Genomic DNA, 21,814 nt, shown 5'->3' with positions numbered 1-21,814 from the left:
CAGAACACCCGAAGGAGCACTGTGAACCGCCTGTCCGCCGAGAACGTCACCCTCGCCTACGACCAGCGCGTCATCGCCGAACAGCTGTCGGTGGAGATCCCCGACCACTCCTTCACGGTGATCGTCGGCCCGAACGCGTGCGGCAAGTCGACGCTGCTGCGGGCGCTGTCGCGGATGCTGAAGCCCACTGAAGGCCGGGTGCTCCTCGACGGGCAGGTCATCCAGTCGATGCCCGCCAAGAAGGTCGCCCGGACCCTCGGCCTGCTGCCGCAGTCGTCCATCGCGCCGGACGGGATCACCGTCGCCGACCTCGTCGGCCGCGGCCGCTACCCGCACCAGGGCATCCTGCGGCAGTGGTCCGCCGAGGACGAGCGGGTCGTCCAGGAGTCCATGGCGCAGACGGGCGTCGCCGAACTCGCCGACCGGTACGTGGACGAGCTGTCCGGCGGGCAGCGCCAGCGCGTGTGGATCGCCATGGCGCTCGCCCAGCAGACCCCGCTGCTGCTCCTGGACGAGCCGACCACCTACCTGGACATCCAGCACCAGATCGACGTCCTCGACCTGTGCGCGGAGCTGCACGAGACCCAGGGCCGCACCCTGGTCGCCGTGCTGCACGACCTCAACCACGCCGCCCGGTACGCCACCCATCTCATCGCCCTGCGCGGCGGCCGGGTGATCGCCGAGGGCGCCCCGAACGACATCGTGACGGCCGAGCTGGTCGAGGAGGTCTTCGGGCTGCGCTGCCAGATCATCGACGACCCCGAGACGGGGACCCCGCTGGTGGTGCCGGCCGCCAGGAAGGCCCGTGCGGCGAGGGTCACAGCAGCTTCCTGAGCCGGAACAGGTCCAGCAGGTTCGCCTCCAGCCGCACCCGGCCCGAACCCCAGGCGGTCGCGAAGTTCAGCTCGCCGTTCACCAGGTCCACCAGGTCGTCGCCCGCCATGGCCAGCCTGATCTGTGCCTTCTCGCGCGGTGGCCCCGGGGCGGTCCCGTCCAGCTCGATACGGCCGCCGGTCAGGCGGCCCGCGAAGGTGACGTCCAGGTCGGTGATGTGACAGCTCACGGAGCGGTCCAGCGCGGCGGCCGCGCGGACGTCGCCCTCGGCGCCCTGCATGTTGTCCGAAAGCTTTCCCAGTGCGACGCGGCACTCCTCGATCGTGGCCATCGCGCACGACGGTACCCCAGCCGTTCGCGGTAGCGTCTGGGCATGAGCGAGTCCGTGTCAGAGGCCGAGGTCGTGGCCGTGTCGGAAGCCGTGCCCGAGCCGCAGGGCGTGGCCGAGCCCGAGAACGACCCCGCCGTGCCCGCCCCCCTGGGCGTCCCCCGCACCCCCACCGGCAACGCCGAGGTCGACGCCCGGCTGGAGCGGCTGGCCGACGCCGACCACCTCGCCACCGACGGACACCTCGAGGTGTACGAGGATGTACACGGGGGGCTGCGCGACGCGCTCACCGCGCTCGACGCCCGCCCGGGACCTCCGGCGCCCCCACGGCCGTACCCGGCGTCACCGACGTCGTACCAGAGCAGGAGCTGAACCGAACGTGGCAGGAGTCGCACGCCGCCGTCTGGACGCGGAGCTGGTCCGCCGGAAGCTGGCGCGCTCGCGCGAGCACGCCAGCCAGCTGATCGCCGCCGGGCGGGTCACCGTCGGCAGGACAGTGGCGACCAAGCCGGCCACGCAGGTGGAGACCGCGGCGGCGATCGTGGTCCAGGCCGACGACAGCGACCCGGACTACGTCTCCCGGGGCGGCCACAAGCTCGCCGGCGCGCTGGCGGCGTTCGTACCGCAGGGGCTCGTCGTCGAGGGCCGGCGCGCGCTGGACGCCGGCGCGTCCACCGGCGGCTTCACCGACGTCCTGCTGCGCGCGGGCGCCGCCCATGTCGTCGCCGTGGACGTCGGCTACGGCCAACTCGCCTGGTCTCTCCAGAACGATGAACGCGTCACCGTCAAGGACCGTACGAACGTACGCGAGTTGACGCTTGAGGCGATCGATGGGGAACCTGTGGATCTTGTCGTGGGTGATCTGTCCTTCATCCCGCTCGGGCTGGTGCTGCCCGCCCTGAAGAGGTGCGTGAAGCCGGACGCCGACCTGGTGATGATGGTCAAGCCGCAGTTCGAGGTGGGCAAGGAGCGGCTCGGCAGCGGGGGAGTCGTACGGAGTCCGCAGCTGCGGGCGGAGGCCGTGCGTGCAGTGGCCGAGAAGGCCTGGGAGCTGGGGCTCGGGGTGCGCGGAGTCACCGCCAGTCCGCTGCCCGGGCCGTCCGGGAACGTCGAATACTTTCTGTGGCTGTGTGCCGGGGCGCCCGCCCTGGACCCGGCCGATGTCGACCGAGCAGTGGCGGAGGGGCCGCGTTGACACAGAACCGAGCGCGTACTGTTTTCCTGCTCGCCCACACCGGGCGTCCCGCGGCCATCCGCAGTGCGGAACTCGTGGTCAAGGGACTGCTGGGGCACGGCATCGGGGTGCGGGTGCTGGAGGAGGAGGCGCGCGACCTGCCGCTGCCCGACGAGGTGGAACTCGTCAAGGAGGCGACACCGCAGTGCCTCGACGGCTGCGAGCTGCTGATCGTGCTCGGCGGCGACGGGACGCTGCTGCGCGGCGCGGAGTTCGCCCGGGCGTCCGGGGTGCCGATGCTCGGCGTCAACCTCGGACGGGTGGGATTCCTCGCGGAGGCCGAGCGGGACGACCTCGATCGGGTGGTCGACCGGGTCGTGGCGCGGTCCTACGAGGTCGAGGAGCGGATGACCGTCGATGTCGTCGTGCACCGCAACGGGGACATCGTGCACACGGACTGGGCGCTGAACGAGGCGGCCGTGCAGAAGGCCGGCGCCGAGAAGATGCTCGAGGTCGTGCTCGAGATCGACGGGCGGCCCGTCACCGCCTTCGGGTGCGACGGGATCGTGCTGTCGACGCCGACCGGGTCCACGGCGTACGCGTTCTCGGCCGGGGGGCCCGTGGTGTGGCCCGAGGTGGAGGCGCTGCTGATGGTGCCGATCAGTGCGCATGCGCTGTTCGCGAAGCCGTTGGTCACGTCGCCGGATTCGGTGCTTGCCGTGGAGGTTCTGCCTCATATTCCGCCGGGGGTCTTGTGGTGTGACGGGCGGCGGACCATCGAGTTGCCGCCGGGGGCGCGCGTGGAGGTGCGGCGGGGGGCCGTGCCGGTGCGGCTGGCGCGGTTGCACCACGCTTCGTTCACGGATCGCCTTGTTGCGAAGTTTGCGTTGCCGACTCATGGGTGGCGGGGGGCGCCGCACTAGGCACCCGTAGGGGGACGGTTAGGCGGGCCGTGTGCACTCGCCCGCCCGGACCTCGTATGGTCTGTTCCGTGTTGGAGGAGATGCGGATACGGTCGCTCGGGGTCATCGACGATGCCGTCGTCGAGTTGTCGCCGGGGTTCACCGCCGTCACCGGTGAGACGGGTGCGGGCAAGACCATGGTGGTCACCAGCCTCGGGCTGCTGCTCGGTGGCCGGGCGGACCCGGCGCTCGTGCGGATCGGGGCCGGTAAAGCGGTCGTGGAGGGGCGGATCGCCGTCCCCTCGGGCACGGCCGCGATCGTACGGGCCGAGGAGGCCGGGGCCGAGCTGGACGACGGGGCCCTGCTGATCAGCCGTACCGTTTCCGCCGAGGGGCGCTCGCGGGCGCACCTGGGCGGGCGCAGCGTGCCAGTGGGGCTGCTCGCCGAGCTGGCGGACGACCTGGTGGCCGTGCACGGGCAGACCGACCAGCAGGGGCTGCTGAAGCTGTCCCGGCAGCGGCAGGCCCTGGACCGGTACGCGGGCGATTCCGTCGCCGTACCGCTGGCCAAGTACACCGAGGCCTACCGGCGGCTGCGGGCCGTCTCCGCCGAGCTGGAGGAGATCGTCACGCGCGCGCGTGAGCGCGCCCAGGAAGCCGACATGCTCCGGTACGGGCTGGAGGAGATCTCCGCCGTCGAGCCGCGCGCCGGGGAGGACGTGGAGCTGGCGGAGGAAGCGGAGCGGCTCGGGCACGCGGAGGCGCTGTCCTCCGCCGCGACCGCCGCGCACGCCGCTCTCGCGGGCAATCCCGAGGACCCCGAGGGGATCGACGCCTCGACCCTCGTCGCGGGCGCGCACCGGGCGCTGGAGGCCGTCCGCTCCCACGACCCGGCGCTCGCCTCCCTCGCCGACCGGATCGGTGAGGTCGGGATCCTGCTCGGTGACGTGGCCGGTGAACTGGCGGGGTACGCCGACGACCTGGACGCCGATCCGCTGCGGCTTGCCGCCGTGGAGGAGCGCAGGGCCGCGCTGGGCGGCCTGACACGCAAGTACGGGGACGACATCAACGCCGTCCTCGCCTGGGCCGAGCAGAGTGCCGCGCGCCTCACCGAGCTGGACGGCGACGACGAGCGGATCGGCGAGCTGACCGCCGAGCGGGACGCCCTGCGCACCGAACTGGGCGGGCTGGCACAGGCATTGACGGACGCGCGGACGGAGGCCGCCGCGCGGTTCGCCGCCGCCGTCACCGCCGAGCTCGCCTCGCTGGCGATGCCCCACGCGCGCGTGTCCTTCGACATCCGGCAGACCGAGGACCCGGACGGCGTCGAGGTCGGCGGGCGCACGGTGGCGTACGGGCCCGCGGGCGCGGACGAGGTCGAGCTGCTGCTCGCCCCGCACCCGGGCGCGCCGCCGCGGCCCATCGCCAAGGGCGCCTCCGGCGGTGAGCTGTCCCGCGTGATGCTCGCCGTGGAGGTCGTCTTCGCGGGCACCGACCCCGTGCCGACGTACCTCTTCGACGAGGTCGACGCCGGTGTCGGCGGCAAGGCCGCGGTGGAGATCGGGCGGCGCCTGGCGAAGCTCGCCAAGACCGCGCAGGTCGTGGTCGTCACCCACCTTCCGCAGGTCGCCGCCTTCGCCGACCGGCAGCTGCTGGTCGAGAAGACCAACGACGGCTCGGTCACCCGCTCCGGCGTGAAGGTCCTGGAGGGCGAGGAGCGGGTCCGCGAGCTGTCCCGGATGCTGGCCGGCCAGGAGGACTCGGAGACGGCACGCGCCCACGCGGAGGAGCTGCTGGCGACGGCCAGGGCCGACCTCTAGGCGGCGCCCCGGACCTCCGGGGCGCGGTGCGGTGTCGCTGCGGTTGTGTGCGAGGGGCGCGTGGGACGGCTGGCGCGCCGTCCGGTCGGCGGCGGGCGCGGTGTGCAAGGGGCCGGTGAGGGCTCGCGGTCGGCGACCGTGGGCATCTGACCTCGGGGTACGGGTGCCGAGGCCGTGCGGGCCCGGCGGAGTTCTTCTCATCCTTGTGGGTGACGTGCTCCGGCGCACTGCTCCGGCCCGCCGCGCTGTGCGCCTCTCCGGGTTTCCCGGAACGGCCGTATGTCCTGGCATGCTTGGCACTGGACCCGGGTCGGGCGGCGGGCCGAACGCGGTCCGCGCGGGAGGCGCGCGGTGCGTCCTTCCGCCCCTCTCCGCCCGCTACCTTCTGTACGTTTCTACGTGACCGCCCGCGCCGAGTCAGGAGCCCCGGCCCCGTGAGCCCCGTGAGCAGCAACGCACCGCACGGCCAGTCGCCGCTGCGCACCGTGCAGGTGCTGGGCGGAGGCAACGCCGGCAGCAGTGCGCACGTACGCTCCCTGGCCGAGGGGCTCGTCGCCCGGGGCGTGCGGGTCACGGTGTGCGCTCCCGTCGAGGCCGACCGCGCCTACGACTTCACCGGCGCCGGCGCCCACCATGTGCACGTGCCGCGCAGCAGCGACCCGGCCTCCGTGGCCGCGCTCCGGGCGGCCTGCGCGGACGCGGACCTGGTGCACGCGCACGGGCTGCACGCCTCCTTCCGTGCCGTGCTCGCGCTCAGCGGGCGCCGCACCCCGCTGGTGGTCACCTGGCACAGCCGGGCCCGGGTGGAGGGCGCGCGGGCCCATCTGCTGCGGCTGCTGGAACGGCGCGTGGTCAGGACGGCAGCCGTGGTGCTCGGCACCACCTCCGACCTGGTGGACCGGGCGCGCCGGACGGGCGCCCGGGACGCCCGGCTCGCGGCCGTGGCCCTGCCCGACCGGCGCCGGCCTTCCCCCACGCTCGACTGCTCCCCCACTCCCGGCTTCGCTCGAGCGGAGGGACCCCCGTCCCACGACGACCCGGACCCGCAGCAGCCCAAGCTCCGCGCCGAACTCGGCGCCACCGACCGCCCCTTGCTGATCGCGGTCGGCTCCCTGGACCGGCAACGCGGCTACGACCTCCTGCTGGACGCGGCCCGCACCTGGCGGGACCTCGACCCCGTACCGCTGGTCGTCGTCGCGGGGGAGGGGCCGCTGCGGCCGGCGCTCCAGCGGCGGATCGAGGACGAGGAGCTGCCGGTGCGGCTCGTAGGGCGGCGCGAGGACGTGCCCGAGCTGCTCGCGGCCGCCGATCTGGCGCTGCTGACCAGCAGTTGGGAGTCGCGGTCCGTCCTCGCCCAGGAGGCGCTGCACGCACGCGTGCCGCTCGTCGCCACGCGCGTCGGCGGCATCCCGGACCTCGTGGGCGACGCGGCCGAACTCGTCCCGTACGGCGACACGGAGGCGCTCGCGGCCGCCGTCGTACGGCTGCTCGCGGATCCGGCGCGCTGCGAGCTGCTGCGGGAGCGGGGCACCCGGCAGGCCGCGACCTGGCCGACGGAGGACGAGACCGTCGCCCAAGTGCTCAGTGTCTACGACGAGTTGACCCAGCCGCGGCCGCTGGCCTAGGGCACGTGCCGACGGGCCCGCAGGGCCAGGCTCAGCGCCAGTACCGTCTGCGGGTCGTCGAGGTCGGTGCCCAGCAACTCGCCGATGCGGGCGAGCCGGTTGTACAGGGTCTGGCGGTTGAGATGCAGCTCGCGGGCCGTCTCGGCCTTGCGGCCCGCGTGTGCCAGGTAGGTCTCCAGGGTGGGCAGCAGCGGCGGCTTGGAGCGGTGGTCGTGGTCGCGCAGCGGGCCGATCGCACGGTCCACGAAAGCCGCCAGGTCCGGGTGGTCGCGCAGCCGCCACAGGAGGAGGTCGATGTCCAGGCGCCGGGCGTCGTACCAGGGCCGGTCGGTCAGGCCCTGCGCCGCCGTCGCCGTCTCCGCCGCGTGCCTCAGGCCCGCCGACGCGGCCGCCCAGCCGCCGGCCACCCCGACCACCACGACCGGCGGCGGGGCGCCCGGCCGCTGCATCCCGGCCCGCTCGACGCCCGCCCGCAGCGCCGCCGCCACCCGGTCCGCGACCGCCGAGCGCTCCGACTCCGAGCGCAGCCCGAGCAGCACCGGCACCCGGCCCTCGACCGGCCGCACGCCCAGCAGCACCGGCACGCCCACCGAGGCCAGCTCCTCGGCGACCGCCCGCGCCAGCACCGCCCAGCCCCCACCGGGGGACAGGGAGTCCCCGACCCGCATCACCACCGGCAGCAGCGGGCTGCTGCCGGGCTTGAAGCCGAGGACCCGGGCCTGCGCCGGGGCGTCCTCCGCGGTGATCCGGCCCTCGGCGAGATCGGTGAGGAAGTCGCCCCGGCCGCGCGCCGCCAGCTCCTCCTCCTGCCGGGCCTGCATCAGCACCACGGCCAGGATGCCCGCGGCCCGCTCGGCGGCGATCCGGTGCACCGGAGCCAGCGGCGAGCGGACCGGCAGCAGCACAAGACGGGCCCGTACCGACCCCGCCCCCGCCCCGGGCCCGCCGCCGGGCACGTCCACGAGCACCGAGCCGGCGGGCGGCGGCGCCTCCTTGTGCGGACCCCGCAGCCCCTCCCACACCTGCAGCGGATCCGCGCCCTCGGGTCCGGACCCGGCGGCGTACAGCAGCCGGCCGTCCGCCGTCTCCAGGAACACCGGGTTGGCGCTGAAGTCGGCCAGGATGCCCAGCACCTGCGGCACCCCGCCACCGCCCAGCAGCGCCTCGGTACACCGGCGGTGCACCTCCTCGGCGCGCTGCAGCAGCGCGTAGTGCCCGTTGACGATCTCGGTGTGGATCTCCTCGGTGACGGTCACGAACGGCACCTCGCGGTGCAGCTGGACCAGCGGCAGCCCCGCGCTGCGGGCCGTGTCCACCAGGGCGGCCGGCAGCCGGGCGAACCGCGGGCCCAGCTCCACCACCAGCGCGGCGATCCCGCGCTCGGCGAGCGTGCGCACGAACGCGCGCTGCTCGGCCGGGCGGGTGCCGAGGCCGTAGCCGGTGGTCAGCAGCAGCTCGCCGCCCTTGAGCAGCGAGGCGATGTTCGGGACCTCGCCCGCGTGCACCCAGCGGACCGTGCGCCCCAGCCGGTCGGCGCCCGCCACGATCTCCGGCAGCCCGCTGCGCAGCCCGGGCAGCTCCAGGGCTCGCTGAACGGTGATCCCGGCGCCCTGAGTGGCGAATCTGCTCTCCGTACCGCTGTCCATGAACCGGACGCTACCTGCGCAAACGCCCGGACGACAGCGTGAGCCGCCACTAGATCGGCTGGATGTTGTGGTTGAAGCGGAACACGTTGTCGGGGTCGTACGCCCGCTTCACCTTCTCCAGCCGCAGCAGGTTCCCGGCGCCCAGTCCCGCCCGCACCCGCTCGGCGCCCTCGTCGCCGATGAAGTTGAGGTAGACGGCGTCGATGCCCCACGGCCGGACGGCGGCGCGCACGTTCCGTACCCAGGCGACCGCCCGTTCGTCGTCGGCCGGGTCCTCCCAGATGCCGTAGGGATGCACCGCCCAGGGGGCGCACCGGCACGGCACCGGGTACCCGTGCGGACCGGCTGCGATCGCCCCGCCCTGCGGGAACAGGAAGTGCCGGGTGGGGGTGGGCACCGGCATGCCGTCCGCGCGGGCGCAGAAGACGTCCACGGCCTCGTCCGGCAGACCGGTCAGGTACTCGGCCGACCAGTAGTTCCGCATCCCCGGTGGATCGTCGAACATGCACTGCACGTCCGCGTACGGCATCGCGCCGACCAGCTCTCCGGCGTGCGGCAGCGCCAGCAGCGGCTCGGCGAGCCCTCGCAGCTCCTCCTCGCCGCCCGCGTACGTCACCAGCACCGCGCACACGAGCTTGCCGACCATGTGCTCCGGTACGAACTCCTCGGGCGGGCCGGTGATGTACAGCACCGCGCCGCCCAGCTCGTCGGGGCCGGTGCGGATGACCCCACGGAAGGTGCGGACCGCGTCCGGGCCGGCCTCCGGCGGGTACAGCAGCAGGGCGATGGCGAACTCCGGTAGCTCGTGCAGCTCCAGGGTGAGCGCGGTGGCGATGCCGAAGTTGCCGCCGCCCCCGTGCAGGGCCCAGAACAGGTCGGGGTTCTCGTCGGCGTTCGCGCGCACCTGGTCGGCGTCGGCGGTCACCAGCTCCACTCCGATGAGGTTGTCCACGGCGAGGCCGAAGGCGCGGTCCAGCCAGCCGGTGCCGCCGCCCAGCACGAAGCCGCCGACGCCGGTGGTCGAGGCCCGGCCGCCGGTGGTCGCGAGGCCGTACGGCTGGGTCGCCCGGTCCAGATGGCTCATCGTGGCCCCGCCCTCGATCCGGACCGCCTCGGCGGCCGGGTCCACGGTCACCCGGTGCATCCGGCGCAGGTCCACCACGAGCGCGCCGTCCCCCAGGGCGGTACCGGCCACGCTGTGCCCGCCGCCGCGCACCGCGACGTGCAGGTCCAGCTCCCGCCCGAAGCGCACCGCCCGGACCACGTCGGTCGCGTCCGCGCACTGCGCGATCACCGCCGGACGCTTGTCGATCATTCCGTTGAAGACGGCACGCGCCTCGTCGTAGCCCGCATCTCCCGGGGCGAACACGTCGCCGACCAGATCCTCGCGCAGCGCGGCGAGGGCCGCACCCGCCTTGGAATGGGAAGCCATGGCCGCCGCCCCCTTCCGGAACAGGGGCTGTTGTCAAGGTCCAGCCTAGGAGGGCACGCTCGGCCGGGCGCGTTGCGGGCCCCTGCCCCGGGGACGACCTCGTCCTGGCTGGTGCCATCGGGAACAGCGGTGGTGATCTCGACCAGGAACTCGCGTTCTGGGAGGCGTGGCCTCTCACCGACGTAGCATGACGGGCGTGGAGCTGCGCCAACTTCGCTACTTCGTCGCGGTGGCCGAGGAACTGCACTTCGGCCGGGCGGCCGAGCGGCTCCTGATCGCCGGGCCCTCCCTGTCCCAGCAGATCAAGTCGCTCGAACGCGACCTGGGGGTCCGCCTGTTCGACCGCGATCGCCGCTCGGTGTCCCTCACGGCAGCGGGCGCGGCCCTGCTCCCGCACACCCGGGCCCTGCTGGAACGGGCCGACGACCTTCAGCGGCGCGCCCGCCGGCTCTCCGGATCCGCACCGGTACGCCTCGGCTACGTCAACTGGCTCCCCGCGGACCTGACCGCCCGCACCTCCGCCGTGGCCCAGGTCCACATCGACGCATGGGTCGCCCCCTCGCACACCCAGGCCGCCCGGGTCGCCGACGGCAGCCCGGACCTCGCGGTGTGCTGGGTGCGCACCGACGACCTGGAGGAGCGCGGCCTGTCCGCACGGCTCCTCGGCGCCGACCGGCTGTACGCCGTCGCCACCGGCACGGACACGAGCGACGTACCCGTCCGGGACACCGCCGTCCTCCTGGACGACGACACCACGTCGTGGTCGTCCTGGAACGCCTACGCCGAGGAACTGGCGCGGGACACCGGCGCACAGCCGGTGCACATCGCCGACGGCGGCATCACCGGCCACGCCTTCTTCGACCACGTGCGCCGCAGCGGCCGCCCGGTCGTCAACTCACCCAAGGGCCAGACCACCCCGCTGCCCCCCGACCTCGTGAAACGCCCCGTCGCCGCACCCCGGATCCACTGGACCTGGTCCCTGACCTGGCGCCGCTCCGAGACCCGCAGCGCCGTCCTCGCCGTCGTCGACGCCCTCTGCGACGGCGTCGGCGACCTGCCGATCCACGGCCCGGACACCTGGCTGCCCGCCGGGGACCCGTACCGGAGCTGATTCAGGACGCTGACGGAGCACGGACCGGTCGCACGCGGCCGGTCCGGATCCCGGTGTGCGCTCAGCCGCCGTAGGCACCCGACGCAGTCAGCCGCAGTGCGGTGTCGATCAGCGGAACGTGGCTGAAGGCCTGCGGGAAGTTGCCGACCTGGCGCTGCAGCCGCGGGTCCCACTCCTCGGCGAGCAGACCGAGGTCGTTGCGCAGCGCGAGGAGCTTCTCGAACAGCTTGCGGGCCTCGTCCACCCGGCCGATCATCGCCAGGTCGTCCGCCATCCAGAACGAGCAGGCCAGGAAGGCGCCCTCGTCGCCCGGCAGGCCGTCGACACCCTCACGGTCGCCCTCGGTCGGGTAGCGCAGGATGAACCCGTCCGGGGTGGACAGCTCGCGCTGGATCGCCTCGATCGTGCCGATCACCCGCTTGTCGTCCGGGGGCAGGAAGCCCATCTGCGGGATCAGCAGCAGCGAGGCGTCCAGCTCCCTGGAGCCGTAGTACTGGGTGAAGGTGTTGCGCTCCTTGTCGTAGCCCTTCTCGCACACCTCCCGGTGGATGTCCTCGCGCAGGTCCTTCCAGCGCTCCAGCGGGCCGTCCACGTCACCGGACTCGATCAGCTTGATGGTGCGGTCCACGGCCACCCAGGCCATCACCTTCGAGTGCACGAACTGCCGGCGCGGCCCGCGCACCTCCCAGATGCCCTCGTCCGGCTCGTGCCAGTGGTCCTCGAGGTAGCGGATCAGCTTCAGCTGGAGCAGGGAGGCGTAGTCGCTGCGGGCCAGACCGGTCATGTGCGCCAGGTGCAGGGCCTCGGTGACCTCACCGTAGACGTCCAGCTGGAGCTGGTGCGCCGCGCCGTTGCCGACCCGGACCGGAACGGAGTCCTCGTACCCCGGCAGCCAGTCCAGCTCGGCCTCGCCCAGCTCGCGCTCGCCCGCGATGCCGTACATGATCTGCAGGTTCTCCGGGTCGCCCGCGACCGCGCGCAGCAGCCACTCGCGCCAGGCGCGGGCCTCCTCGCGGTAGCCCGTGCGCAGCAGCGAGGACAGGGTGATCGCCGCGTCCCGCAGCCAGGTGTAGCGGTAGTCCCAGTTGCGGACGCCGCCGATGTCCTCGGGCAGCGAGGTGGTGGGAGCCGCCACGATGCCGCCCGTGGGGGCGTACGTCAGCGCCTTGAGGGTGATCAGCGAGCGGACCACCGCCTCGCGGTACGGGCCGTGGTACGTACAGTGCTCCACCCACTCGCGCCAGAAGTCCTCCGTCGCCTGCAGCGACTGCTCCGGCTCCGGCAGCGCGGGCGGCTGCTTGTGCGAGGGCTCCCACGAGATCGTGAACGCGATCCGGTCACCCGGGGCGACCGTGAAGTCGGCGTAGGTCGTCAGCGCCTTGCCGTACGTCTCGGCCTGCGTGTCGAACCACACCGAGTCGGGACCGGCGACCGCCACCGTCCGGCCCTCGTGCTTGTGCACCCAGGGCACCACCCGGCCGTAGGAGAACCGCATCCTGAGCGCCGAGCGCATCGGCACCCGGCCGGTGACGCCTTCCACGATCCGGATCAGCTGCGGGGCGCCGTCACGCGGAGGCATGAAGTCCATCACGCGCACCGTGCCGCGCGGGGTGTCCCACTCGGACTCCAGGATCAGCGAGTCGCCGCGGTAGCTGCGCCGGGCGGCCGTGGGCGGCTGTGCGTCGGCCGCGTGCGCCGGGCCGAGCCGCCAGAAGCCGTGCTCCTCGGTGCCCAGCAGGCCGGCGAAGATGGCATGCGAGTCGAAGCGGGGCAGGCACAGCCAGTCGACTGTGCCGTCCCGGCAGACCAGTGCCGCGGTCTGCATGTCTCCGATGAGTGCGTAGTCTTCGATGCGCCCGGCCACGTGCAACTCCAGTCGAACGGCCACGTCACCCCCGCGCAGGGGGGCTGTCGCTAGTGCGGTCAAGGGGTCGTTGTTGTGCGTCGTTGAGCGGTGAAGCAAAGCAGCCCGCCGAGCCCTGAGGCAACACGACAGTCTCTGCTCAACGAACTGCCGCGCTCTCATTGTTCCGGGTGATGCAGGCGGGGGTGTTGCCGTCGTTTCCGGCCGGGCTCGGCAGTGAGTGTCCGAGCAGGATACGACGCACGTAGATGATCTGCGTGCCGCTCCGGGCAACCCGTGTGAGCCGAAAGAGTGAGCGGCGGGTAAGAACCGTGTGACTGGTGCGTGCCGTGTCGACGCATGTGGCGGGGCATGCCGTGTCGGTGCGAGTGCGGAGCGTGGCCGGAAGCCATCCCGCTTCAGCGCTGTTACGCTGGTAGCCCGTGGACCGGTGGGCGAAAAACCCCCGAACCGCAGCGACGGCGCCTCCGGAAATCTCCGGGCGGACCGCACCGCATCACAGACAGCGACCACGGGAGCCCCCTCTTGGCCATGCCGCCGAAATCTACGACGACCAAGCACATCTTCGTCACCGGGGGTGTCGCCTCCTCGCTCGGCAAGGGCCTCACCGCCTCCAGCCTGGGCATGCTGCTCAAGGCCCGCGGCCTGCGTGTCGTGATGCAGAAGCTCGACCCGTACCTCAACGTCGACCCGGGCACGATGAACCCCTTCCAGCACGGTGAGGTGTTCGTCACCAACGACGGCGCCGAGACCGACCTGGACATCGGCCACTACGAGCGCTTCCTCGACCGCGACCTGGACGGTTCCGCCAACGTCACCACCGGTCAGGTCTACTCGACGGTGATCGCCAAGGAGCGGCGCGGCGAGTACCTGGGCGACACCGTGCAGGTCATCCCGCACATCACCAACGAGATCAAGCACCGCATCCGGCGCATGGCCACCGACGAGGTGGACGTCGTCATCACCGAGGTCGGCGGCACGGTCGGCGACATCGAGTCGCTGCCGTTCCTGGAGACGGTCCGCCAGGTCCGCCACGAGGTCGGCCGGGACAACGTCTTCGTCGTGCACATCTCGCTGCTGCCCTACATCGGCCCCTCCGGCGAGCTGAAGACCAAGCCGACCCAGCACTCCGTCGCCGCGCTGCGCAACATCGGTATCCAGCCGGACGCGATCGTGCTGCGCTGCGACCGCGAGGTCCCGACCGCGATCAAGCGCAAGATCTCGCTGATGTGCGACGTCGACGAGGCCGCCGTGGTCGCCTGCCCGGACGCCCGCTCGATCTACGACATCCCGAAGGTCGTGCACTCCGAGGGCCTGGACGCCTACGTCGTGCGCAAACTGGACCTGCCCTTCCGCGACGTGGAGTGGACGACCTGGGACGACCTGCTCGACCGCGTCCACAACCCCGACCACGAGATCACCCTCGCCCTGGTCGGCAAGTACATCGACCTGCCCGACGCCTACCTGTCGGTCACCGAGGCGCTGCGCGCCGGCGGCTTCGCCAACAAGGCCCGCGTCAAGATCAAGTGGGTCACCTCGGACGACTGCAAGACCCCGGCCGGCGCCAAGGCCCAGCTCGCCGACGTGGACGGCATCTGCATCCCGGGCGGCTTCGGCGACCGCGGTGTGCTCGGCAAGGTCGGCGCCATCCGCTACGCCCGTGAGAACAAGATCCCGCTGCTCGGCCTCTGCCTGGGCCTGCAGTGCATCGTGATCGAGGCCGCGCGCAACCTGGCCGACATCCCGGACGCCAACTCCACCGAGTTCGACCCGGCCACCGGCCACCCGGTCATCTCCACCATGGCCGAGCAGATGGACATCGTCGCCGGTGAGGGCGACATGGGCGGCACCATGCGGCTCGGCATGTACCCGGCGAAGCTGGCCGAGGGCTCCATCGTGCGCGAGGTGTACGACGGCAAGGAGTACGTCGAGGAGCGGCACCGTCACCGCTACGAGGTGAACAACGGCTACCGCGCGGAGCTGGAGAAGAAGGCCGGCATCCTGTTCTCCGGCACCTCCCCGGACGGCAAGCTCGTCGAGTACGTCGAGTACCCGCGCGACGTCCACCCCTACCTGGTCGCCACGCAGGCGCACCCCGAGCTGCGCTCGCGGCCGACCCGTCCGCACCCGCTGTTCGCCGGCCTCGTGAAGGCCGCCGTCGAGCGGAAGAATTCCAAGTAACACACCAGTTGTACGGTGGCCGGGGTGCTTACCTTCAAAGGTGGGCACCCCGGTTTCACTTCGGCCGGTCTTTTCGGCCGGTCTGTTCAAAAGCGTGTGGGGAAGGACAGGGCATGACGATCAAGGACACCCCCGAGGAGTGGGAGATCCGCGCGACGGAGACCCCCTTCGTGGGCAACAAGACCTCCGTGCGCACGGACGACGTGGTCATGCCCGACGGCTCCGTGGTCCGCCGCGACTACCAGGTGCACCCCGGCTCGGTCGCCGTCCTCGCCCTCGACGAGGAGGACCGCGTCCTGCTGATCCGCCAGTACCGCCATCCGGTGCGGCAGAAGCTGTGGGAGATCCCGGCCGGCCTGCTCGACGTGCCCGGCGAGAACCCGCTGCACGCCGCCCAGCGCGAGCTGTACGAGGAGGCGCACGTCAAGGCCGAGGACTGGCGGGTGCTGACCGACGTGTACACCACCCCCGGCGGCTGCGACGAGGCCGTACGGATCTTTCTCGCCCGCGATCTGTCCGAGGCCGAAGGGGAGCGCTTCGAGACGGAGCACGAGGAGACCGACATGGAGTACGCGCGCGTGCCGGTCGACGAGCTGGTGCGCCTGGTGCTCGCCGGTGACGTGCACAACAACTGCCTCGTCGTGGGCGTCCTGTCCCTGGTGGCGGCCCGTGGCGGGGACGGTCTCGACGCCCTGCGCCCGGCCGGCGCGCCCTGGCCCGCGCGCCCCTTCGAGTCCTGAACTCACCCGTTCGCGCATTGGTGTGACGATCGCCTGATCCGATCAGGGGACGTGTCCGCCACGCTCCACCGGGAACGTCGCAGAGCGTGAACTAGGCTCTGCAAACGCCCGTACCGGAAGATCCGACGGGCTTGCACGTGCGGTGGGACGGGAGCGTGGCCCGTGACGGATCAGGCGGTGGACACAGACGGGGTGCGACTGTCCGCGCACCCGGCCACGGCGGACCGATTCCTGGGCCGCACACGGGAGTTGAAGGATCTGCGCGCCGACATCGAGCGCGCGGGCCTGGACACCCTCTCCGGCCGCAAGGCCCCTCGCGCGCGTGTTCTCCTCATCGCGGGCCGCCCCGGCTCCGGCCGGACCGCCCTCGCCGAGGAACTCGTCCGCCGGGTCGCCGAGGGTTACCCCGACGGAGTGCTGCGGGCCCGGCTCAGCGAGCACGACGGCACCCCCGTACCGGTCGAGCGCACCGTCCGCGAACTGCTCTGCGCCCTGGATGTGCAGGCACCCGCCGGGGCCGCCGAGGACGACCTGACCGACTCCCTGCGCGCGGCCCTCGCCGACCGGCGCGCCCTGCTCCTGCTGGACGACGCGGCCGGTGCCGAGCAGGTCGACGCGCTGCTGCCGGACACCCCGGACTGCCTGGTGGTGGCCGTCTCCGGCGGCCCGCTCACCGGCATCGCGGACGTCCGCCCCTGCACCCTGGGCGGCCTCGACACCAAGTCGGCGGTGGAGCTCCTCACCCGCTACACCGGTGCGGTCCGCATCACCGTCGACCCGCGCTCAGCCGAGACCCTGGCCGAGGCGTGCCAGGGCCATCCGGCCGCGCTCACCCTGGCCGGCGGCTGGCTCGCCGCCCGGCCCCAGGCGGCCGTCTCCGATCTCGCCAAGCGGATGCACGCCGACACCGACGACGGCGCCGACGGCAGCCCGCTCGCCCGCGTCTTCAAGCTCGTCCACGACCAGCTGCCGGGCCCCGCCGCCCGGATACTGCGACTGCTCTCGCTGGCCCCGGCCGGCCTGATCGAACCGCACACCGCCTCGGCCCTGGCCGGCTGCTCGGTGGGCGCCGCCCGCGCCGCCCTGGACGAGTTCGTCGCCCTCGGCCTGCTGCGCGCGGCGGACTCCCCGCTGCCCGAGTACGACGTCCCCGGCTGTCTGCACCCCCTGCTGCGCGCCCTCGCCGAGAGCCGGGAACGCCCCGCGGAGCTGCAGCTCGCCCGGGCCCGCATGCTGGAGCGGACGGTTCGGCTGCTCCAGTCGTGCCGGGCGATCACCGAGACGGACAGCCCGCAGGCCCGGGAGAAGCTCCAGGAGACGCCCCCGGCGCTCCGCTTCCCCAGCCCGCGCGCCGCCGCCGAGTGGCTGGACGTGCGCCGGCCGGCGCTGCTGGCCGCCGCCCGCCTGGCCGTGGCCGACGGAGAGCTGGACACGCTCGCACGGCGGCTGATGTCCCAGCTGGTCAGGGCCATGGCGGCGCACTTCGGCACCCAGGCGGCGGCCGCCGACCTGTACGGCGTCCACGGCCTGGTCCTCGACGTCGCCGAGCGGCGCGGACTGCACCGGGAGAAGGCCGCGGCCCTGCTGAACCTGGGCGATCTGGACGCACAGACCGGCCGTACCCTGGCCGCGCTGGCCCGCTACCGGGCCGCACTGGACGCCGGACGCGAAGCAAATGACCCGTACGCGACCCGTCGCGCGATGGAATCCGTAGGCGGCGCCCATCTGGAGCTGGCGGACTACGACCGGGCCGCCGACTGGTTCGGCCGGGCCCTCACCGAGCGGCTGGCCCGGGGCGAGCGCGTGGAGGCTGCCCGCTTGTACGGCCGTATCGCCACCGCGCACACCTACGCGGGCCGCTACGGCGAGGCGCTGAGGAACTGGCGGGCGGCCGCCACCGGGTACCGCAAGGAGGGCGATGTCGCCGCGCATGCGCGGGCGTTGAGCGAACTCGCCCGGGTCCAGGAGTACGCGGGACGGCCCGAGGAATCGCTGCGCACCTGCCAGGAGGCGGTGGAGTGGGCACGGCGTGCCGACGACGTCCGGTTGCAGGCGGCGCTGCAGCTCCGGCTGGCCGACACCCTGGACCGACTCGGTGACCCGACGGCCGCCCACCTGCACCGCGCGGCGGCCGAGCGCATGCTGGGCGAGGAACGCCAGGAGGACGACGCCAGTCCGGAACAGGCCACGGAGGCCTGCGAAATCCGTAGTGCATCCCGCGAAGATTGATGCAATGAAAGGCTAGACAGTCGGAACACCTTCATTAAACTGGCTCTGCCGCACGTTCTCCTGCGGTGTCTCCCGGTATGCCCCTGCATGCCTGGGTATGTCTTGTAACGCACCCCCCATACCCTCTGAGCCAAGGACCGTGATCGACGTGAAGGTCGGCATCCCCCGCGAGGTCAAGAACAACGAGTTCCGGGTGGCCATCACCCCTGCCGGTGTGCACGAGCTGGTGCGCAACGGCCACCAGGTCGTCATCGAGCGGGGCGCAGGCCTCGGCTCCTCGATCACGGACACCGAGTACGTGGCCGCCGGCGCCGAGATCCTGGAGACGGCGGACGAGGTCTGGGCCGCCGCCGACCTGCTGCTGAAGGTCAAGGAGCCCATCGCCGAGGAGTACCACCGCCTCCGCAAGGACCAGATCCTCTTCACCTACCTGCACCTGGCCGCCTCCAAGGAGTGCACGGACGCGCTCATCGAGTCCGGCACCACGGCCATCGCCTACGAGACGGTCGAGCTGCCGAACCGCGCACTGCCGCTGCTCGCCCCGATGTCCGAGGTCGCGGGCCGCCTGGCCCCGCAGGTCGGCGCGTACCACCTGATGGCCCCGGTCGGCGGCCGCGGCGTGCTGCCGGGCGGCGTCCCGGGCGTCACCCCGGCCAAGGCCGTCGTCATCGGCGGCGGCGTCTCCGGCTGGAACGCCACCCAGATCGCCATCGGCATGGGCTTCGAGGTCACCCTGCTGGACCGCGACATCAACAAGCTGCGCGAGGCCGACAAGATCTTCGGTACGAAGGTCAAGGCCGTCATGTCCAACTCCTTCGAGCTGGAGAAGGCCGTCATCGACGCCGACCTCGTCATCGGCGCGGTCCTCATCCCGGGCGCCAAGGCCCCGAAGCTGGTCACCAACGAGCTGGTGTCCCGCATGAAGCCCGGAAGTGTCCTTGTCGACATCGCGATCGACCAGGGCGGCTGCTTCGAGGACTCGCGTCCCACCACGCACGCCGAGCCGACCTTCCGCGTGCACAACTCGGTCTTCTACTGCGTCGCCAACATGCCCGGCGCGGTGCCGAACACCTCCACCAACGCCCTCACCAACGCCACGCTGCCGTACATCGTCTCGCTGGCCAACAACGGCTGGGTCGAGGCGCTGCGCCGCGACGCCGCGCTCGCCAAGGGTCTGAACACCCATGACGGCAAGGTCGTTTACAAGGAGGTCGCCGAGGCGCACGGCCTGGAGCACGTGGAGCTCGAGACCCTGCTCGGCTGACCTTCGCCCTGGTGAGTCGCCAAGTCGCCGTCAGGCAAAAGGCGATTCGTCAACACAGCTCGTCAACACTGCGCACCCGGCCGGACCTTGCCCGACAAGGTCCGGCCGGATGTGTGTATGGTCACTTGGCGACTCTCGGGCAACTCGCCTCGAACGTAACCCTTCGACCGATTCGCACACCGGTGAAACCTGCTGTGCGACGGCCGTACGCCCTTGACAGCGGGATGTTTCATTGCCGACACATCCTGCCGGGTCCGGCGGATTGTGTTGCTGCGGACCGCCGACACGCCATAGAGTCGCCAACCGTCGGCATGGTGCCACGCTGACCTTGTCTAGAAGTTCCCTGGTCACCAAGGAGGTAAGACGACTTGTGAATGAGTCGACATTTTCTCCCGGGGGTGGTCAACCAGGAATGCCTGTACGGGGCCAGGGCCCCGCGGGATTCGAGGCTGTCGGCTCCGTAGCTGTGCGCACCTTCGCAGCCCACCAGAGTCCGGGTCCCAAGACCGCCCGGACAGCACACCAGAGCATGGATGGCCATCACGTGAACGCCATGGCCGGCGACGGAAGTGGCGCGCCCCACAACCACTTCGCCGACTACGACGAACTGCCCGAGGGGCACTTCTACGACCCCGACGCCGAGTACGAGCCCGATCCGGAGTACGCGGCCACGCTGGCGCCCGACGCGGCCCGCCAGCGCCGTGAGCGCATCGGTCCGACCGGACGCCCGCTGCCGTACTTCCCGATCCCGGGCCCGCTGACCGACCACGGCCCCGCGAAGATCATCGCGATGTGCAACCAGAAGGGCGGCGTCGGCAAGACGACGTCGACCATCAACCTGGGTGCCGCGCTCGCGGAGTACGGCCGGCGCGTGCTGCTCGTGGACTTCGACCCGCAGGGCGCGCTGTCGGTGGGTCTCGGCGTCAACCCGATGGAGCTCGACCTCACCGTCTACAACCTGCTCATGGAGCGGGGCATGTCCGCGGACGAGGTCCTGCTGAAGACGGCGGTCCCCAACATGGACCTGCTGCCCTCCAACATCGACCTGTCGGCCGCCGAGGTCCAGCTGGTCTCCGAGGTCGCGCGCGAGTCGACCCTCCAGCGTGCCCTCAAGCCGCTGCTGCCCGACTACGACTACATCGTGATCGACTGCCAGCCCTCGCTCGGCCTGCTCACGGTGAACGCGCTGACCGCCGCCCACAAGGTGATCGTCCCCCTGGAGTGCGAGTTCTTCGCCCTCCGCGGTGTCGCGCTGCTCACCGAGACCATCGAGAAGGTCCAGGAGCGGCTCAACCCCGAGCTGGAACTGGACGGCATCCTCGCCACGATGTACGACTCGCGCACGGTCCACAGCCGCGAGGTACTGGCCCGTGTGGTCGAGGCGTTCGACGACCACGTCTACCACACGGTCATCGGCCGCACGGTCCGCTTCCCGGAGACCACGGTCGCCGGTGAGCCGATCACCACGTACGCCTCCAACTCCGTCGGTGCCGCCGCCTACCGCCAGCTCGCCAGGGAGGTGCTCGCCCGGTGTCACGCCGAGTGAGTCTGCCCGGGGCCGACGAACTCTTCCGTACGACAGGGGGGATGGCGCTGCAGCCGTCGACTCCCCGGCGCGGGGCCAACGGTGAGGCCCGGGTGCCGGCTCCCGCGGGGGAGAGCGACGACGCGGCCGCCGAGGACGTGCCGCCGTCCGTGCCCGTCCAGGGCGGTGACGGCGCGGGCGCGGAGCATGTCGCGGCGGAGGCGGAACCGGCCGAGGCCGGCGAGTCCCGCACCCGGCCGGCCCGGCGGCAGGCGCCGCAGGAAGGTTCTTCTGCCGCCTCTTCCGCCGCGGCGGCCGCACAGCCCCGCAAGCGAGGGCGCGCGGCCAACCGGCGGCCCAGCGGGCGTGAGCGGCACGACGAGAAGATCACCGTGTACGTCTCGGCCGAGGAGCTGATGGACCTGGAGCACGCGCGACTCGTGCTCCGCGGCGAGCACGGCCTCGCCGTCGACCGCGGCCGCATCGTCCGCGAGGCGGTCGCCGTGGTCCTGGCCGACCTGGAGTCCCGGGGGGACGCGAGCATCCTGGTACGGCGGCTGCGGGGTCGGTAGTCGGCCTCGCGGGCGGTAAGCGATAGCCTGCGACGGCCATGACCTCGAACGACGCACCCGCCCCCGGCCCAGGCGCCGGCCGCAGGCGTGCGCTCGGACGGGGACCAGGGGCTTCGCGGGTCGACCCGCCCGAGGCCGCCACCCCACCGGTCACGACATCCCCGGCACCGACGACCCCGCCCGGGGAACGTCCGGCATCCACAGCCCCGGAGCCCGCACCACTGCCCCACCAGGTGGCGACACCGGAGCGCGGTCCGGCGCCGGTCGACGCGCTGGGGCCGGAGGCCGAAGAAGAGCCGGGGCTGCGGGCTGAAGACGTGCCCGAGCCGTCGTCCGAGGCGGAGCCGGAGGGCGCAGGAGAGCCGGGGTCGTGGGCCGGGGGTGGGTCCGAGTTGTCGTCCGGGCCGCGGCCGGAGGCCGTGCTGGAGGCGGGTCGGCGGATGGCGCCTGAGCGGCCGACCGGGTCGGAGCCGGAGGGCGGACGAGAGCCGGGGTCGTGGGCCGGGGGCGGGTCCGAGTCGTCGTCCGGGCCGGGGCCGGAGGGCGGACGAGAGCCGGGGTCGTGGG

17 protein-coding genes are annotated in these 21,814 nt (G+C 72.5%); 13 read left to right on the top strand and 4 right to left on the bottom strand.

What is annotated here, in order from left to right; all coding sequences use genetic code 11:
* The first annotated feature begins 21 nt into the window (after window positions 1-21).
* Window positions 22-834, top strand: a complete 813-nt coding sequence (locus ACZ5DS_RS18105; protein WP_468239273.1) for an ABC transporter ATP-binding protein — start codon at window positions 22-24, stop codon at window positions 832-834.
* Here ACZ5DS_RS18105 and ACZ5DS_RS18100 read toward each other — a convergent pair.
* Complete coding sequence (locus ACZ5DS_RS18100) at window positions 818-1,165, bottom strand: sterol-binding protein (RefSeq protein ID WP_468239271.1); 348 nt, start codon at window positions 1,163-1,165, stop codon at window positions 818-820. The genes ACZ5DS_RS18105 and ACZ5DS_RS18100 overlap by 17 nt on opposite strands.
* Before the next feature lie 42 nt (window positions 1,166-1,207).
* On the opposite strand from ACZ5DS_RS18100, the gene ACZ5DS_RS18095 reads away from it, so the two are divergent.
* The 5 genes from ACZ5DS_RS18095 to ACZ5DS_RS18075 all read left to right on the top strand — a co-directional run bounded on the left by ACZ5DS_RS18095 (window position 1,208) and on the right by ACZ5DS_RS18075 (window position 6,683).
* Window positions 1,208-1,534 carry a hypothetical protein gene (locus ACZ5DS_RS18095; RefSeq protein ID WP_468239268.1) on the top strand — a complete coding sequence of 109 codons (327 nt, stop codon included), beginning with the start codon at window positions 1,208-1,210 and terminating at the stop codon, window positions 1,532-1,534.
* Between the two features lie 7 nt (window positions 1,535-1,541).
* Window positions 1,542-2,357 (top strand): TlyA family RNA methyltransferase, encoded by an 816-nt coding sequence (locus ACZ5DS_RS18090; RefSeq protein ID WP_468239265.1) that lies wholly within the window; start codon window positions 1,542-1,544, stop codon window positions 2,355-2,357.
* A complete protein-coding gene (locus ACZ5DS_RS18085; RefSeq protein WP_468239263.1) occupies window positions 2,354-3,259 on the top strand; it encodes an NAD kinase in 906 nt (301 codons plus the stop codon). Before ACZ5DS_RS18090 ends, ACZ5DS_RS18085 begins: the two co-directional genes overlap by 4 nt.
* A 56-nt stretch (window positions 3,260-3,315) precedes the next feature.
* The gene (recN, locus tag ACZ5DS_RS18080; protein WP_468239260.1) at window positions 3,316-5,058 is read left to right on the top strand and encodes a DNA repair protein RecN; all 1,743 of its coding nucleotides are present in this window, start codon (window positions 3,316-3,318) and stop codon (window positions 5,056-5,058) included.
* 434 nt (window positions 5,059-5,492) lie between these two features.
* Complete coding sequence (locus tag ACZ5DS_RS18075) at window positions 5,493-6,683, top strand: glycosyltransferase family 4 protein (RefSeq protein ID WP_468239257.1); 1,191 nt, start codon at window positions 5,493-5,495, stop codon at window positions 6,681-6,683.
* Here the strand turns inward: ACZ5DS_RS18075 and ACZ5DS_RS18070 are convergent.
* Complete coding sequence (locus ACZ5DS_RS18070; protein WP_468239254.1) at window positions 6,680-8,329, bottom strand: PucR family transcriptional regulator; 1,650 nt, start codon at window positions 8,327-8,329, stop codon at window positions 6,680-6,682. The genes ACZ5DS_RS18075 and ACZ5DS_RS18070 overlap by 4 nt on opposite strands.
* Window positions 8,330-8,378: 49 nt before the next feature.
* Window positions 8,379-9,761, bottom strand: a complete 1,383-nt coding sequence (locus ACZ5DS_RS18065) for an FAD-binding protein (RefSeq protein WP_468239251.1) — start codon at window positions 9,759-9,761, stop codon at window positions 8,379-8,381.
* Window positions 9,762-9,948: 187 nt separating this feature from the next.
* On the opposite strand from ACZ5DS_RS18065, the gene ACZ5DS_RS18060 reads away from it, so the two are divergent.
* Complete coding sequence (locus ACZ5DS_RS18060) at window positions 9,949-10,872, top strand: LysR family transcriptional regulator (RefSeq protein ID WP_468239249.1); 924 nt, start codon at window positions 9,949-9,951, stop codon at window positions 10,870-10,872.
* 61 nt (window positions 10,873-10,933) lie between these two features.
* Here ACZ5DS_RS18060 and ACZ5DS_RS18055 read toward each other — a convergent pair whose 3' ends face one another.
* Window positions 10,934-12,736 carry a glycoside hydrolase family 15 protein gene (locus ACZ5DS_RS18055; RefSeq protein WP_468239313.1) on the bottom strand — a complete coding sequence of 601 codons (1,803 nt, stop codon included), beginning with the start codon at window positions 12,734-12,736 and terminating at the stop codon, window positions 10,934-10,936.
* A 531-nt stretch (window positions 12,737-13,267) separates the two neighbouring features.
* On the opposite strand from ACZ5DS_RS18055, the gene ACZ5DS_RS18050 reads away from it, so the two are divergent.
* From ACZ5DS_RS18050 to ACZ5DS_RS18025, 6 genes are all read left to right on the top strand, one after another.
* Window positions 13,268-14,917: a CTP synthase gene (locus tag ACZ5DS_RS18050; protein WP_468239246.1), complete on the top strand. Its 1,650-nt coding sequence runs from the start codon at window positions 13,268-13,270 to the stop codon at window positions 14,915-14,917.
* A gap of 113 nt (window positions 14,918-15,030) precedes the next feature.
* On the top strand, window positions 15,031-15,657 hold the full coding sequence (locus tag ACZ5DS_RS18045; RefSeq protein WP_468239243.1) for an NUDIX domain-containing protein: 627 nt from the start codon (window positions 15,031-15,033) through the stop codon (window positions 15,655-15,657).
* Between the two features lie 162 nt (window positions 15,658-15,819).
* Complete coding sequence (locus tag ACZ5DS_RS18040) at window positions 15,820-17,886, top strand: NB-ARC domain-containing protein (protein ID WP_468239240.1); 2,067 nt, start codon at window positions 15,820-15,822, stop codon at window positions 17,884-17,886.
* A 139-nt stretch (window positions 17,887-18,025) separates the two neighbouring features.
* Window positions 18,026-19,150: an alanine dehydrogenase gene (gene ald / locus ACZ5DS_RS18035; protein ID WP_468239237.1), complete on the top strand. Its 1,125-nt coding sequence runs from the start codon at window positions 18,026-18,028 to the stop codon at window positions 19,148-19,150.
* A 412-nt stretch (window positions 19,151-19,562) separates the two neighbouring features.
* Window positions 19,563-20,696: a ParA family protein gene (locus ACZ5DS_RS18030; protein ID WP_468239234.1), complete on the top strand. Its 1,134-nt coding sequence runs from the start codon at window positions 19,563-19,565 to the stop codon at window positions 20,694-20,696.
* Window positions 20,681-21,247 (top strand): hypothetical protein, encoded by a 567-nt coding sequence (locus ACZ5DS_RS18025; protein ID WP_468239230.1) that lies wholly within the window; start codon window positions 20,681-20,683, stop codon window positions 21,245-21,247. Before ACZ5DS_RS18030 ends, ACZ5DS_RS18025 begins: the two co-directional genes overlap by 16 nt.
* Window positions 21,248-21,814: the final 567 nt, after the last annotated feature.

It is taken from the genome of Streptomyces sp. NPDC031100 (assembly GCF_055570785.1).
Note: the sequence above shows the minus strand (reverse complement) of the source record. Positions and strands in the feature narration are given on the sequence as shown.